This is a genomic window from Streptomyces sp. NPDC001204 (genome assembly GCF_053598035.1).
The window spans coordinates 66,636-81,658 of sequence record NZ_JBSFJL010000008.1 but is presented as its reverse complement, the minus strand read 5'-3'; the positions used below and the strand labels follow the sequence as shown (position 1 = coordinate 81,658).

Genomic DNA, 15,023 nt, shown 5'->3' with positions numbered 1-15,023 from the left:
CCCCCCTCGCAGTTTGAAATGTCCGTCCCCGGCGCCGAACGGTGCGCGGCGCAGCCCCTGTCGGGACGATACACCAGTCTCGTCACTCAGGGACATAGCTTCTCTACGCTCCGTGACGACCAGCGCAGATGCGGGTACGGAGCGCGTTCGTAGGGTCGCGGACCGTACCCGAAACGGACTAGGCGCTTGCTGTGCCCGTCGTGAGGACCACGTTGGCGAGCGGCTCCTGGTTCACGAAACGGCGCAACTGATCCGTCAGAAGCCGCTTGGCGCGCGGCATGAAGGCGGATGTGGGGCCGCCGACATGGGGGCTGATCAGCACGCCCGGCGCGTGCCACAGGGGGTGGCCCGGGGGCAGCGGCTCGGGGTCGGTGACGTCGAGGGCGGCGGTGAGGCGGCCGCTGTCCACCTCGGCGAGCAGCGCCTTGGTGTCGACCACGCCGCCGCGCGCGACGTTCACCAGCAGCGCGCCGTCCTTCATCCGTGCCAGGAAGTCCGCGTCCACCAGTCCGAGCGTGGCCTCCGTCAAGGGCGTGGACAGGACGACGACATCGGCCTGCGGAAGCAGGGAGTGAAGATCGGTGAGCGGATGCACCGGGCCGCGCTCCGTGGTGCGCGCGGAGCGCGCCACGCGCGCCACCCGCGCGACCTCGAAGGGCACGAGCCGGTCCTCGATGGCGGCCCCGATCGAGCCGTAGCCGACGATGAGGACGTTCTTGTCGGCGAGGGCGGGACGGAAGCCGCCGCCCCACTCGCCGCGGTCCTGGGCCCGGACGAAGTCGGGGATGCCGCGCAGCGAGGCCAGGATGAGCGTCAGGGCGAGCTCGCTGGTACTCGCCTCGTGCACCCCGCGCGCGTTGCACAGCCGTACGCCTGGCGGCAGGTGCCGCAGGCCCGGCTCCACGTGGTCGGTGCCGGCGGACAGCGTCTGCACGACCCGTACCGAACTCATCCGGGGCATCGGGCGCAGACCGACACCGCCGGGCTTCATGTACGGCACGACGTAGAAGGCGCAGTCGGCGGGGTCCGCGGGGAACTCCTCGGCTCCGTCCCAGAATCGGTAGGTGGGCCCCTGCGGAAGCCCCGCGATCTCGTCCGGCGGAATGGGCAGCCATACGTCAGCAGTCATGCTCAGGAGGCTATGCCAGGGGCACGGGCGGCCAGAGGTTAGGTTGGTGGGCCCTGAGAGAGGGAGGGTTACGGCCAAGTGGAGCGCAGGACGATCGGCGCGGCGGCACTCGCGGTGGGGGCCGTAGGACTGGGGTGCATGCCGATGAGCTGGGCGTACAGCGCGTCGCGGCAGCGGGGAACGGAGTCGCTCAGGGCCGTGCACCGGGCGCTGGACCTGGGCTCGGTACTCCTGGACACGGCCGACATGTACGGCCCGTTCACCAACGAGCTGCTGCTGGGGCGGGTGCTGAAGGAACGGCGGTCCGACGCCTTCGTCTCGACGAAGGTCGGTCTGCTGGTGGGCGAGCAGCACATCGTGGCCAACGGGCGTCCCGGCTATGTGCGGCGGGCGTGCGACGCCTCGCTCAGACGCCTCCAGACGGACGTGATCGACCTCTACCAGCTGCACCGCGCCGACCCGGAGGTCCCGGTCGAGGAGACCTGGGGGGCGATGGCGGAGCTCGTGCGGGCCGGGAAGGTGCGGGCGCTCGGCCTGTGCGCGGTGGGTGCGCGAGGCCGGCGCCGCTCCGGTGCGCGGCTGCACGACGGAACGATCCGCCAGCTGGAGCGGGTGCAGCAGGTCTTCCCGGTCAGCGCGGTGCAGGCGGAGCTGTCGGTGTGGTCGCCGGAGGCGCTGGAGTCGTTGCTGCCGTGGTGCGCGGAGCGCGGGATCGGCTTCCTGGCGGCGATGCCGCTGGGCAACGGCTTCCTGACCGGCACCCTCACCCCCGGCCAGGGGTTCGAGCCGGACGACCTACGGGCCCGGCACCCCCGTTTCACCGCCGAGATGATGGCCGCGAACCAGCCGATCGTGGCCGGCCTGCGGCGGACGGCCGCCCGGCACGGCGAGAACGTCACACCCGCCCAGGCGGCGCTGGCCTGGGTACTGGCCCAGGGCCGCCACGTGATCCCGGTACCCGGCACCAAGCAGGAGCGGTGGGTGACGGAGAACGCGGGTGCGGCGGAGCTGCGCCTGACGTCCGAGGACCTGACGGAACTGAGCCGCCTGCCCGCGGCCCAGGGCTCGTGGGACTGAGCCAGGCCACGCCTGGAACGCGACCGGCCTTGGCCGGGGGCTCGGGCCGGGGGCCTCGCCCGAATGCCTGGGCCGAATGCCTGGGCCGGGGACCTGGGCCGGGGGCTTGGGCTGGAGGCCTATCCCGGACGCCCGGTCCGGGAAGCGCGACCCGGAGGCCTGACCCGCACTGGAGCACCCGCGTGTGCGCGGCACCGCACACCTGCGGCACCGGCCTCCCCAGAGCCCGGAAACCTGCCGCAAGGGCCCGGCCCGGGGACTCGGGCCGGAGAGCCAGCTCAGGGAGCCGGGCCGGAGACCCGACCCAGGAGCCTGGGTCGGATGCCTGGTCGGGAGGCTCGGGCCGGATGCCTGGGCCGGGTGCGCCGGTCTCGAGACCTGACCGACGCTCGCCGCCACGCCGGGCACCAGCGCGCGCACATACCTCTGCCTCACCGCACACCCGGCAGCACCGGCGCCGAAGGCCAGGCCCCCACCCACCACCACGCCGGACACCAACACGCGAGCCCGCCTCCCTCTGGGCCACCGCACACCCGGCAGCACCAGACCCGAAAACCAGGCCCGCATCCGCCATCACGCCGGACACCAACACGCGCCCGCCTGCCTGTGGCAGCACCGTACGCCGCGCGGCGCCGGCCGCGTCGGGAGTTGCTGTCAGGGCGGGGCGTCAGGTGTCCGGAGCCGGTTCTCGCTCGGGGCGTGCGCGGTGGTCAGTGGAGGGACGGCGGCCGGTGGGCCCCATCTCGCGGCTCCGCGCGGTGCCATGGCGTGGTCGGAGGCCCGCGGCCCGCATCTCCCAGTCGCGGGCCGTGGTGAGCCGCTCGGCCCAGGCGGGGGGGGCATAACACCGCGCCCTCCGCTCGCCGGACAGGGGCAGGGTGACGGTTTCGCGTCGGCGGTGGATTCGGGGCCCGCGTTGGATTCGGGTGATCGGGAACCTGGGAGGTGCGGGCGGTGTAAGACAGGTAGAACCCGCCGCGTCGAAGGGACCAAGATCGTGCAACGTCGAGCTGTGACGGGCGTGCTGGCCGCCGCCCTGCTGCTGACGGCCGGCTGCTCCTCCGGGGGCGCGTCGGCCGGTGGGGACGGCATCGCGCCCGGCCGTACGACAGCGGTGGCCTCGCCCTCCGGGCAGGCACCCACGGAGACCGCGCCGCCGGCCAAGGGCGCGGTGAAGGTGCTGCGCACGGTCGCGGAGGGCCTGAACAGCCCCTGGGGACTGGCCCCGATCCCCGGCGGTGGTCTCCTCGTCTCCTCCCGCGACAAGGCGACGATCACGCGGGTCGACGAGAAGACGGGGCAGAAGACCGAACTGGGCAGGGTGTCGGGGGTCTCCCCGGAGGGCGAGGGCGGCCTGCTGGGCATCGCGCTGTCCCCCGACTACGCCTCCGACCACATGATCTACGCCTACTTCACCTCGGCCTCGGACAACCGCATCGTCCGGATGCTGTACGACGACAAGAAGCCGGCCGGTATGCAACTGGGCGCACCCGACACGATCTTCAAGGGCATCCCCAAGGGGCTCATCCACAACGGCGGCCGGATTGCCTTCGGCCCCGACAGGATGCTGTACGCGGGCACGGGCGAGACCGGTGACCGCGGCCTGGCCCAGGACAGGAAGTCCCTGGCCGGCAAGATCCTGCGGCTGACCCCCGACGGCCAGCCCGCCCCGGGCAACCCGTACCCCGGCTCCCCCGTGTACTCGTACGGCCACCGCAATGTGCAGGGCCTGGCCTGGGACGACAAGCAGCGTCTGTTCGCCTCCGAGTTCGGCCAGGACACCTGGGACGAGCTGAACGCGATCAAACCGGGCGACAACTACGGCTGGCCGGACGCGGAGGGCAGGACGAACGACCCGAGGTTCCACAACCCGGTAACCCAGTGGCACACGGACGTGGCCTCCCCCAGCGGCATCGCCTACGCCAAGGGGTCCATCTGGATGGCGGGCCTGAGGGGGCAGCGCCTGTGGCGCATCCCCTTGAGCGGCACCAAGCTCTCGGCGGCCCCCCAGGCGTTCCTCACCGGCACCTACGGCCGCCTGCGCACGGTGGTCTCGGCGGGCGGCGACAAGCTCTGGCTGGTCACCAGCAACACCGACGGCCGGGGCACTCCGAAGAAGGGCGACGACCGGATCCTGGAACTGGAGGTGAAGTAGCCCCCGGACCTCACTCCCGCCCGGTTCCGGCTTCCTCCGCGGGAGGTTCGGGCGGCCGTACGACGACCTTTCCGGAGGCGAGATCGATCGGCCCGCGCCCGGGATCGTTGTCCCCGACGTCCTCCCGGGTCAGCTCCAGCCGGTTCTGTTCGTCCCGGGTGTGCTTGCGGCCGGGCGCGAACAGTTCCTCGAAAACGTTGAACACGGCTTCCCTCCCGGTCGGCGTCTTCCGGTCATCCCGCGGCCGGCCGGTCCTCGGCCCCCGGTGGGAACAGGCCCAGCCTGTGGGCCAGAGCCGCCGCCTCTCCGCGGCCCGAAACACCCATCTTGGCCAGGATGTTCGAGACATGGACGCTGGCCGTCTTCGGCGAGATGAAGAGTTCCTCGGCTATCCGGCGGTTGGTGCGGCCGGCCGAGACCAGTCGCAGGACATCGCGTTCCCGGCTGGTCAGGCCCAGGGACTCGACCGGATCGGCGGAAGCGGAGGGCTGCTGCGGGGCGCCGGTCAGGGCGAGGCGGGCGCGGCGGGCCAGCAGGGCGACGGAGTCGGCGAGCGGGCGGGCGCGCAGGTGCTCGGCGACGGCGTGCGCCAGGCGCAGCAGTTCGGTGGCCCGGTCCCGCGAGCCCTCGTCGGTGCCGAGCAGGGCCTCGGCGAGGCGGAAGCGCACGCGGGCGAGGTCGTAGGGGCGTTCCAGCGTCTCGAAGGCGGCGACGATCTCTACCCACTCCTCCGGGCAGCCGCGGCCCTCGGCGCGCAGCAGTTCGGCGCGCACCCAGCGTTCGTACGCCTGCCAGACGGGCACGTTGGTGGCCAGCGTCTTGGCGGCGCCGCGGATGCGCCGCAAGGTCTCGGCGCGTCCGGGGCCGGCGGCGGGCAGCCCTGCCGCGCGGGTCTCCTCCGTGGCGGCGGTGAGCAGCAGCGGCCAGCCGTAGCGCTGGGTGCCTGGCGGGAAGCCGTCGTCCAGGACGCGTTCGAGTTCGGCGCGGGCGTCCAGCAGGCGGCCCTCGCCCGCAGCGACCCCGAGCGCGATGCGGGCGAGCGGCAGGGAGTACTGGGGTGCGTAGTCGTGAGGGCCGAAGTGCTCGCGGGCATTGGCCAGTTGCTCGGACGCCTCGGCGAGTTCTCCGCGTTCGAGGGCGAGTTCGGCGCGGATCCGGGCGTGGAAACCGCGCGGCTTGGCGCTCTGCTCGGCGCGCCGGAACTGGGACGCCGCCTCGGCGGCCTCCTCCCAGCGCCCCAGGGTGAACAGCGACTCGGCGAGGTTGCCCCACACCCACGCCTCGCTGTTCAGCAGGCCGAAACGCCGGGTGAAGGCGATCCCTTCCTCCATCAGCGGCACGGCCTCGCGGGAGCGGCCGACGGACTCCAGCTCGGAGGGCAGGTTGACGTAGGAGCGGCCGGCGACGGCGGCGATGCCGTCGCCGACGGTGCGTTTGTTGACCTCGTACATCTCGGCGAGGCCCGCCTCGACGTCGCCGGCCTGGACCATGAGGCTGCCGAGGGTGAGCCGCGCGGTCATCTCGATCTCGCAGGCGCCGACCATGCGCGCGTACTCCACTGCCCGTTCGGCGGCGGAGAAGGCGTCGGGCCCCGGCACGTGCACCATGGACCAGTTGGCGACGTTGGCCAGCACCTCGGCGTGCACCTCGGACGGCGGCAGCCCGCGCACCAGCTCCTGCGCGGTGCCCAGTTCCCGCCAGCCGTCGCCGTGGGCCTTCGCCTGGACCAGCCAGGAGCGCTGGACCCAGAACCAGGCGGCCCGCAGAGGGTCGTTCTCGTCCTCCAGGAGACGCAGCGCCCGCTTGATGATCTTCATGGAGCGGTCCCGCTCCCCGCAGAAGCGGCCGGCCACGGCGGCCTCGGCCAGCAGGTCGAGGTAGGTCAGCGGGGTGGTCGCCGGGTCGCAGCCGCACGGGGAGTACGTCTCGGTGTAGTCGACGGGACGCAGCCGGGAGCGTACGTCCTGGGGCGCGGCGTCCCACAGTTCCATCGCCCGTTCCAGCAGCCTCAGTTGCTCGCTGTAGGCGTGCCGGGCGCGGGCCGCGACGGAGCCGTCGAGGACGGCGGGCAGGGCCTTGGCCGGGTCGTGGGCGTGGTACCAGTAGCTGGCCAGCCGCATGACGCGCTGGTCGGCGGGGACGAGGGTCGGGTCGGCCTCCAGAGCCTCGGCGTAGCGGCGGTTGAGGCGGGAGCGCTCGCCGGGCAGCAGGTCGTCGCTGACGGCCTCGCGCACCAGGGAGTGCCGGAAGCGGTAGCCGTCGCCGGTGGGGGCGGCGATGAGGATGTTGGCGTTCACGGCGCCCCGCAGCGCCTCGATGAGGTCGTCCTCGGTGAGCCGGGCCACGGCCGCGAGCAGCCGGTGCTCGACGGTGGACCCGCCCTCGGCGGCGATCCTGGCGATCCGCTGGGCGGGCTCGGGCAACGTCTCGACCCGGACGAGCAGCAGGTCGCGCAGGGAGTCGCTGAGGCTGGTGCGGCAGCCCTCGTGGGCGGCGACGGCGAGTTCCTCGACGAAGAAGGCGTTGCCGTCGGAGCGTTCGAAGATCTCGTCGACCTGGACCGGGTCCGGTTCGGTGGCGAGGATGCCGGCGATCTGACGGCCCGCCTCCTGCCGGGTGAAGCGGGCGAGTTCGAGACGGCGGACCGTGCGCAGCCGGTCGAGTTCGGCGAGCAGGGGCCGTAGCGGGTGGCGGCGGTGGATGTCGTCGGACCGGTAGGTGGCCAGAACGACGAGGCGGCCGGTGCGCAGGGTGCGCAGGAGGTAGGCGAGCAGGTGCCGGGTGGAGGCGTCGGCCCAGTGCAGGTCCTCCAGGGCGACGACGACCGTGTGGTCGGCGGCGACGCGCTCCAGCAGGCGGGCGGTGAGTTCGAAGAGGCGGGCCATGCCCTCCTCGTCGTGCCGGCCGGTGCCTCGCGAGGGGGCCGGATCGCCGAGTTCGGGCAGCAGCCGGGCGAGTTCCTCCTCCTGCCCGGCGGCCGCCGCGGCGAGTTCGCCGGGCAGTTCGCGGCGCAGGGCGCGCAGGGCGGCGGAGAAGGGGGCGAACGGCAGTCCGTCGGCGCCGATCTCCACGCAGCCGCCGAGCGCCACGACGGCGCCGGCTCGAAGCGCGGCACCGGTGAACTCCTCGATCAGGCGGGTCTTGCCGACGCCCGCCTCACCGCCGAGCAGCAGGGCCTGCGGCTCTCCTCGGGCCGCGCGGGCGAGCGCGTCGTGCAGAGTGCTCAACTCGTCGGCGCGGCCGACGAACACCGGACTGACGGACCTGGTCTCCACATGCCCGAGCATCGCACGAGGGTCCGACAGGGCGGCACCTGTTTTCCCCACGGCAGACGAACGGGCCTGCGGGAGGTCCCGGCCCACCCCCGTGGAGCCGGGGCCGTCCCCGCCGCCGGGATCGCGCCGGCCCGTGTTCACGCCGCGCGGGCGAACCGCCGCCGGTGGTGGGGTCCGTGGGTATGGGGCTCCGCCTCGGCGGTTCGCCCGTCGGCCGAGCGACGGGCGGCACGGCGGGCGCGCAGGACCTCGCGGACCAGGCGGTTCTGCTCGGCGCGGCGGCCGAGTTCGGCGGAGCGCAGCTGGTGCAGTTCGTAGTGGAACATGTTCTCTCCCCGGTGAGCGGTGGGTTTCGGCGTCGCTTTCCGCGATGCCTCCACTGTCGTCTCCCAGGGGGTACGGCCACATCGGGAGAGTTCCGCATCTTCCCCGCGCGGGGTGCCTTAGGCGCGTGTGCGGGGGCCGCCGGGCGGCCGTAAGGCACCGGTGGACGCGGGTAAGGCGGGTCCAGGGTCCGCCCGGAACCTCACCTGGCACGGGGGGACGGCGGCACGTGGACGGTGGCGAACCCGCCCGGCCGTCTCAACGACCGTCGCGCGCGCGTGCCTCACGCCACTCGGGGGCGAGCACCGCCCACACCTCCATGTCCTGGCGCACGCCCCGGTAGGGGAACCTCTCGCGCAGGACGCCCTCGCGGGTCATCCCCAGCCGTCGCGCCACGTTGATGCTCGGCTCGTTGGCGGAGGAGGCGTGCCACTCCACACGGTGCATGCCCCGCTCGTCGAACGCCCAGTCGATGAGCACCCGCGCCCCGCGTGTGACGAGTCCGCGCCCGGTGCCGGCCGGCTCCAGCCAGCAGCCGATCTCGCAGGTGCCGGTGGCCGTGTCGAAGACGCGGAACAGCAGTCCCCCGACCAGCTCGCCCTCCAGCCACAGCCCGTGCAGGAAGCCGCTGTCGGCGGCGTGCTTGTCGGCGTACGCCTGGAGGACGGCTCGCGCGGAGTCCACGTCCGTGGCGTTCGCGCCGAACGGGATGTGCCGCGTGACGAACTCCCGTCCCCGCTCCAGGTGCGCGAGGAACTCGTCGGCGTGCCACGGCTCCAGGGGCCGCAGTTCGGCTCCCTCGTCACCCAGAGGTATCGCGTACATCCCGCTGCGTCTCCTTCGTCAGAGCGTCCACGACGTCCGTGAGCCTCTCATGCGCCGCGCGGCACTCGGGCGGCTCGATGCTGATCCGGGGCAGCACGCGGTCGAGCCGGCGCGGCAGCCACCAGTTGGCGCGGCCGAGCATGTGCATCAGGGCGGGCACGAGCAGCGTACGCAGCACGAAGGCGTCGAGGGCGACGGCGGAGGCGAGCGCGATGCCGAACATGGCGATCACGCGGTCGCCGCTGAGGACGAAGGCGAGGAAGACCGAGATCATGATGACCGCGGCGGAGTTGATCACCCGGCTGGTCTCGGCGAGCCCGACGCGGACCGCCCGCCGGTTGTCACCGGTCTCCAGCCACTCCTCGTACATCCGGCTGACCAGGAAGACCTGGTAGTCCATGGAGAGCCCGAAGAGCACCGAGACCATGATCACGGGCAGGAAGGGCTCGATCGGTCCCTCCCGGCCGAGGCCGAGGAACTCGCTGCCCCAGCCCCACTGGAAGATCGTGACGACGACACCGAACGCGGCGGCGACGGCGGCGATGTTCATCGCGGCGGCCTTCAGCGGTATGCCGAGGGACCGGAAGGCGAGCAGCAGCAGTACGCAGCCGAGGCCGACCACCACGCCGACGAACAGCGGCAGTCTGCCGATGATCACGCCGGCGAAGTCGTCGTATCCGGCGGTGACCCCGCCGACGTGCAGGTCGAGCGTGGTGCCGGTCTCGGCGCGCGGCAGCACGTCGGTGCGCAGCCGGTGGACGAGGTCGCTGGTGCGCTGGGACTGCGGCGCGGAGTCGGGGACCACGTTGAGGTAGGCCATGGTGCCGCCGGAGTTGTAGGTCACCGGGGTCACCGCGACGACGCCCTCGGTGGCGCGCAAGGTGGTGTCGAGGTTGTCCAGGGCGAGCCTGCCCTCGGCCCCCTCCACGCGGGTCACCAGGGTGAGCGGCCCGTTGACGCCCGGCCCGAAGCCCTCGGCGACGAGGTCGTACGCCTTCCGGGTGGTCGCCGTCCTGGGGTCGTTGCCCTGGTCGGAGGTGCCGAGGTGGAGGGAGAACGTGGGCAGGGCCAGCACGGTGACGACGGCGAGGGCGACGAGGCCGAGCGCCTTGGGGTGGCGTTCGACGAAGGCCGACCAGCGGGCGGCGAACCCGGTGGGCACCTCGGGCTCGGGCCCGTGTTCGGCCAGACGGCGCCTTTCGCGGCGGCTCAGGGCGCGCGGGCCGATGAAGGACAGCAGCGCGGGCAGCAGGGTCACCGAGGCGGCGACGGTGAGGACGACGGTCAGCGAGGCGGCGACCGCCACGCCGTTGAGGAAGCCCAGCCGCAGGATGAGCATGCCGAGCAGGGCGATGCACACCGTGGCACCCGCGAAGACGACGGCTCGTCCGGTGGTGGCGACGGCGTTCGTGACCGCCTCGGTGGGGCTGAGTCCGCGTTTCAGTCCGCGGCGGTGCCGGGTGACGATGAACAGCGCGTAGTCGATGCCGACGCCGAGTCCGATCAGCATGCCCAGCATGGGCGCGAAGTCGGCGACCGTCATGGCGTGGCCGAGGAGTCCGATGGCGGCGTGCGCGGTGCCCACGCTCAGCAGCGCGGTGGCGATGGGCAGCACGGCGGCGGCGAGCGAGCCGAAGGCGATGAGCAGCACCCCGGCGGCGACGAGCACGCCGACGATCTCGGCGGTGTGGTCGCCGGAGGCCGCGGTGAGGCTGATCGCGCTGCCGCCGAGTTCCACCTGGAGCCCGCCGGTCTCGGCCGCCTTGGCCGCTTCGACCACGGCCTCGGCCTGGGGCTTGGTGATGTCCTGGGAGGGGCGGGTGAAGGTGACCGTGGCGTACGCGGTGTGCCCGTCGGGGCTGATCTGGTCGGAGCCCTGGACGTCCTGGTCCTTGTAGGGGCTGGTCACGGACGCCACCTGGGGCATGGCGGCGATCTTGTCCAGGGTGCGGGTCATGGTCTGCTCGACGTCCGGGGCGCGCACCGTGCCGGACGTGGTGTGCCAGACGACGGTGTCGCTGTCTCCGCCGAGTCCCGGGAAGCCCTCCTTGAGCAGCTGGGTGGCGCGTCCCGAGTCGGTGCCGGGGACCTCGTAGTCGTTGGAGTAGGCGGAGCCGGTGACCGAGGCGGCCGCGGTGACCCCACCGAAGGCAAGGAGCCAGAGCAGTACGACGACGAGGCGGTGCCGGACACACCAGCGCGCTAGGGCTGCCACGAACGTGCTCCCAGGGGATTTGTGGATCTTTGACCGGGAAAAGACGTCCATGATCGGAACAGCCCGCAAAGAACGCATGAGCAATCTCAAGACACTCTTGCAGGCGAATCTGATCGTTTAGCCGGTTCGTGTGCTGATTCACAGCAGTGCGACCCAATTCACAGGAAACGCGGATGAAGCCTGTCACCCCTCCGGGTCCCCACCGCACGGTCAGTCGAGCTGGTCGCCGAACGCCATCACCATCACCCCGGCGATCAGCAGCCACAGTGCCCGCCGGGTGCGTCCCCGGGAGCCGATGAAGGCCGCCACGGCACAGACGGCGGCGCCGGCGGCGTAGGCGGCCGGGACGAGCGCGGACGCCGAGCGGGACAGCCGCATCAGCGAGGCCGCGAGTCCGGCGAGCGTCAGCAGGACCCCGGCCCCGGCCGCCGTCCACCGGGCGCGGCGCGCGACCTCAGCGGGGTCCTCCGCCTCGTCCTCGGCGCCGTCCTCACCCACGGCGCCGTCGTCCTTCACGGCGCCGTCCTCCCCCACGTCGACGTCGCCCTCGGCGTGGTCCTCCGTCCCGGCCGCCTCGACGTCGTCGGCCCCGGATATCGCGGGGTGCGTTTCGGAATCGGCGCGTCCACTCATGGCGCGCGAGCGTAGCGCCTCCGTCCGACGGCACCGACGGGGGGTCGGACCGTCCCCCGTACGGGCATGCCTCGGGGGGTGCACCGGATACGGTGCACCCCCCGAGACGGTTCGCGGGCTCAGCCCTCGACGCCGAGCTTCTCCAGGATCAGCTCCTTGACGCGGGCCGCGTCGGCCTGGCCGCGGGTGGCCTTCATGACCGCGCCGACCAGGGCGCCGGCCGCGGCCACCTTGCCGCCGCGGATCTTGTCCGCGACGGCCGGGTTCCCGGCGATGGCCTCGTCGACGGCGGCGGTCAGCGCGCCCTCGTCGGAAACAACCTTCAGGCCGCGCTTGTCGACGACCTCGTCCGGGGTGCCCTCGCCGGCGAGGACGCCCTCGATGACCTGGCGGGCCAGCTTGTCGTTCAGATCGCCCTTGGCGACCAGCTCGGTGACCCGGGCGACCTGCGCCGGCGTGATCGCCAGCTCGTCCAGCGCCTTGCCGGACTCGTTGGCGGCACGCGCCAGCTCGCCCATCCACCACTTGCGGGCGGAGGCGGCGTCGGCACCGGCGTCGATGGTGGCGACGATGAGGTCCAGGGCACCGGCGTTGAGGATGGCCTGCATCTCGGTGGCCGAGACGCCCCACTCCTCGCGGAGCCGGTTGCGGCGCACCAGCGGCAGCTCGGGCAGCGCGGCCCGGATCTCCTCGACCCATTCGCGCGAGGGCGCCACCGGGACCAGGTCCGGCTCGGGGAAGTACCGGTAGTCCTCGGCCTCCTCCTTGACGCGGCCGGAGGTCGTGGACCCCGTGTCCTCGTGGAAGTGGCGGGTCTCCTGGATCACCGTGCCGCCGCCGTTCAGCACGGCGGCGTGGCGCTGGATCTCGAAACGGGCCGCGCGCTCCACGGACCGCAGCGAGTTGACGTTCTTCGTCTCGGAGCGGGTGCCGAACTTGTCGGCGTCCTTGGGCATCAGCGACAGGTTGACGTCGCAGCGCATCTGGCCCATCTCCATACGGGCCTCGGACACGCCGAGCGCCCGGATGAGCTCGCGCAGCTCACGGACGTAGGCCTTGGCCACCTCCGGAGCCCGCTCGCCGGCACCGGTGATCGGCTTGGTGACGATCTCGATCAGCGGGATGCCGGCGCGGTTGTAGTCCAGCAGGGAGTGGGACGCGCCGTGGATGCGGCCGGTGGCGCCGCCGACGTGCGTCGACTTGCCGGTGTCCTCCTCCATGTGGGCGCGCTCGATCTCCACGCGGAAGGTCTCGCCGTCCTCCAGCTGCACGTCGAGGTAGCCGTTGAAGGCGATCGGCTCGTCGTACTGGGAGGTCTGGAAGTTCTTCGGCATGTCCGGATAGAAGTAGTTCTTCCGGGCGAAGCGGCACCACTCGGCGATCTCGCAGTGCAGCGCGAGGCCGATCTTGATGGCGGACTCCACGCCCGTCGCGTTGACGACGGGGAGCGCGCCGGGCAGGCCGAGGCAGGTCGGGCAGGTCTGGGTGTTCGGCTCGGCGCCGAGCGCGGTCGAGCAGCCGCAGAACATCTTGGTGGCGGTGCCGAGTTCGACATGGACCTCGAGGCCCATGACGGGGTCGTACGACGCCAGCGCGTCCTCGTACGACACCAGGTCGGTCGTGGTGGTCACGGTGAAAACTTCCCTCTCAGCCCAGCAGGACGTCGTCGTCGCCCAGCCGCTTGAGCTCGCGGCAGAGGATGGCGAGGCCGGTGACGATCGCTACGGCGGACACGGTGGCGTCGATCAGGCGCAGCGTGTCGTGCTCGGCGCGTGCCTTCTTGATCTGCTTGGCGACACCCACCGCGCCGAACGCGGTGGTGGCCATGGACAGGTACGTACCGGACTTGGACTTCTTGAAGCCCTTGGCCTTGGCGAGTGCCTTACTCACAGCGACGGAGCCTCCTCGAGCAGCGGGTGCCCCCACTTTTCCACGAAGGCGGCCTCGACGGCGGCACCCACCTTGTACAGGCGGTCGTCCTTCATCACCGGGGCGATGATCTGCAGGCCCACCGGGAGGTTGTCCTCCGGGGCGAGACCGCAGGGCAGCGACATGGCCGCGTTGCCCGCCAGGTTGGTCGGGATGGTGCACAGGTCGGCGAGGTACATCGCCATCGGGTCGTCGGCGCGCTCGCCGATCGCGAAGGCGGTGGTCGGGGTCGTCGGGGAGACGATCACGTCGACCTGCTCGAACGCCTTGTCGAAGTCCCGCTTGATCAGGGTGCGGACCTTCTGGGCGCTGCCGTAGTACGCGTCGTAGTAGCCGGAGCTGAGCGCGTACGTGCCGAGCATGATCCGGCGCTTGACCTCGGCGCCGAAGCCCTCCTCACGGGTGAGGGAGGTGACGTCCTCGGCGGAGCGCGTGCCGTCGTCGCCGGTGCGCAGGCCGTAGCGCAGGCCGTCGAAGCGGGCCAGGTTGGACGAGCACTCGGACGGCGCGATCAGGTAGTACGCCGACAGGGCCAGGTCGAAGGACGGGCAGTCCAGCTCGACGATCTCGGCGCCCAGCTCCTTGAGCAGTTCGACGGACTCGTCGAACCGCTGGATGACGCCGGCCTGGTAGCCCTCGCCGCGGAACTGCTTGACGACGCCGACGCGCATACCCGCGACGCTGCCGTTGCGGGCGGCCTCGACGACCGGCGGGACCGGCTCGTCGATGGAGGTGGAGTCGAGCGGGTCGTGCCCGGCGATCACCTCGTGTAGCAGGGCCGCGTCCAGGACCGTGCGGGCGCAGGGGCCGCCCTGGTCGAGGGAGGAGGAGAAGGCGACCATGCCGTAGCGGGAGACCGCGCCGTACGTCGGCTTGACGCCGACCGTGCCGGTGACGGCGGCCGGCTGGCGGATGGAGCCGCCGGTGTCGGTGCCGATGGCGAGCGGGGCCTGGTAGGAGGCGAGCGCGGCGCTCGACCCGCCGCCGGAGCCGCCGGGGATCCTGGTGAGGTCCCAGGGGTTGCCGGTGGGCCCGTAGGCGCTGTTCTCGGTGGAGGACCCCATGGCGAACTCGTCCATGTTGGTCTTGCCGAGGATCACCACGTCGGCGTCCTTCAGCCGCTTGGTGAGCGTCGCGTCGTACGGCGGGATCCAGCCTTCGAGGATCTTCGAACCGACGGTCGTGGGGATGCCCTCGGTGGTGAAGATGTCCTTGAGCGCGAGCGGCACGCCGGCCAGCGGGCCGAGCTCCTCGCCGCGTGCGCGCTTCTCGTCGACGGCGCGGGCCTGGGCGAGCGCGCCCTCCCGGTCGACGTGCAGGAAGGCGTGCACCTTCTCGTCGACGGCCTCGATCCGGGCCAGGTGGGCCTGGGTGACCGCGACGGCCGTCAGCTCGCCGGAGGCGATCTTCTCGGCGGTCTCGGCGGCGGTGAGCCTGATGATGCTGTTCATGTCCGTCACG

The 15,023-nt window shown here is 72.2% G+C and carries 12 protein-coding genes; 2 read left to right on the top strand and 10 right to left on the bottom strand.

From position 1 onward, the window contains the following. Window positions 1-178: 178 nt before the first annotated feature. Window positions 179-1,129: a 2-hydroxyacid dehydrogenase gene (locus ACWC91_RS13740; RefSeq protein ID WP_225079592.1), complete on the bottom strand. Its 951-nt coding sequence runs from the start codon at window positions 1,127-1,129 to the stop codon at window positions 179-181. A 78-nt stretch (window positions 1,130-1,207) separates the two neighbouring features. Here ACWC91_RS13740 and ACWC91_RS13735 point away from each other — a divergent pair, with 78 nt between their 5' ends. Next, on the top strand, window positions 1,208-2,206 hold the full coding sequence (locus ACWC91_RS13735) for an aldo/keto reductase (RefSeq protein ID WP_225079591.1): 999 nt from the start codon (window positions 1,208-1,210) through the stop codon (window positions 2,204-2,206). A 997-nt stretch (window positions 2,207-3,203) separates the two neighbouring features. Continuing rightward, window positions 3,204-4,361 carry a PQQ-dependent sugar dehydrogenase gene (locus tag ACWC91_RS13730; protein WP_225079590.1) on the top strand — a complete coding sequence of 386 codons (1,158 nt, stop codon included), beginning with the start codon at window positions 3,204-3,206 and terminating at the stop codon, window positions 4,359-4,361. Between the two features lie 10 nt (window positions 4,362-4,371). Here ACWC91_RS13730 and ACWC91_RS13725 read toward each other — a convergent pair whose 3' ends face one another. The 9 genes from ACWC91_RS13725 to gatA form a co-directional block, all read right to left on the bottom strand. After that, window positions 4,372-4,566, bottom strand: a complete 195-nt coding sequence (locus ACWC91_RS13725) for a DUF6191 domain-containing protein (protein WP_141358096.1) — start codon at window positions 4,564-4,566, stop codon at window positions 4,372-4,374. Between the two features lie 28 nt (window positions 4,567-4,594). Further along, window positions 4,595-7,648, bottom strand: a complete 3,054-nt coding sequence (locus ACWC91_RS13720; RefSeq protein ID WP_225079589.1) for a helix-turn-helix transcriptional regulator — start codon at window positions 7,646-7,648, stop codon at window positions 4,595-4,597. Between the two features lie 125 nt (window positions 7,649-7,773). Next, window positions 7,774-7,962, bottom strand: a complete 189-nt coding sequence (locus ACWC91_RS13715; protein ID WP_141358100.1) for a hypothetical protein — start codon at window positions 7,960-7,962, stop codon at window positions 7,774-7,776. A gap of 256 nt (window positions 7,963-8,218) precedes the next feature. Further along, complete coding sequence (locus ACWC91_RS13710; RefSeq protein WP_225079588.1) at window positions 8,219-8,785, bottom strand: GNAT family N-acetyltransferase; 567 nt, start codon at window positions 8,783-8,785, stop codon at window positions 8,219-8,221. Continuing rightward, window positions 8,763-11,000 carry an MMPL family transporter gene (locus tag ACWC91_RS13705; RefSeq protein WP_450643460.1) on the bottom strand — a complete coding sequence of 746 codons (2,238 nt, stop codon included), beginning with the start codon at window positions 10,998-11,000 and terminating at the stop codon, window positions 8,763-8,765. Before ACWC91_RS13705 ends, ACWC91_RS13710 begins: the two co-directional genes overlap by 23 nt. A gap of 210 nt (window positions 11,001-11,210) precedes the next feature. Then, window positions 11,211-11,633: a hypothetical protein gene (locus ACWC91_RS13700; protein WP_450643459.1), complete on the bottom strand. Its 423-nt coding sequence runs from the start codon at window positions 11,631-11,633 to the stop codon at window positions 11,211-11,213. A gap of 119 nt (window positions 11,634-11,752) precedes the next feature. Further along, window positions 11,753-13,264, bottom strand: a complete 1,512-nt coding sequence (gene gatB, locus ACWC91_RS13695; RefSeq protein WP_281155211.1) for an Asp-tRNA(Asn)/Glu-tRNA(Gln) amidotransferase subunit GatB — start codon at window positions 13,262-13,264, stop codon at window positions 11,753-11,755. Between the two features lie 16 nt (window positions 13,265-13,280). Beyond that, window positions 13,281-13,523: a hypothetical protein gene (locus tag ACWC91_RS13690; protein WP_225079584.1), complete on the bottom strand. Its 243-nt coding sequence runs from the start codon at window positions 13,521-13,523 to the stop codon at window positions 13,281-13,283. Continuing rightward, window positions 13,520-15,022 (bottom strand): Asp-tRNA(Asn)/Glu-tRNA(Gln) amidotransferase subunit GatA, encoded by a 1,503-nt coding sequence (gatA, locus tag ACWC91_RS13685; RefSeq protein ID WP_450643458.1) that lies wholly within the window; start codon window positions 15,020-15,022, stop codon window positions 13,520-13,522. The genes ACWC91_RS13690 and gatA overlap by 4 nt, the downstream gene beginning before the upstream one ends. Window position 15,023: the final 1 nt, after the last annotated feature.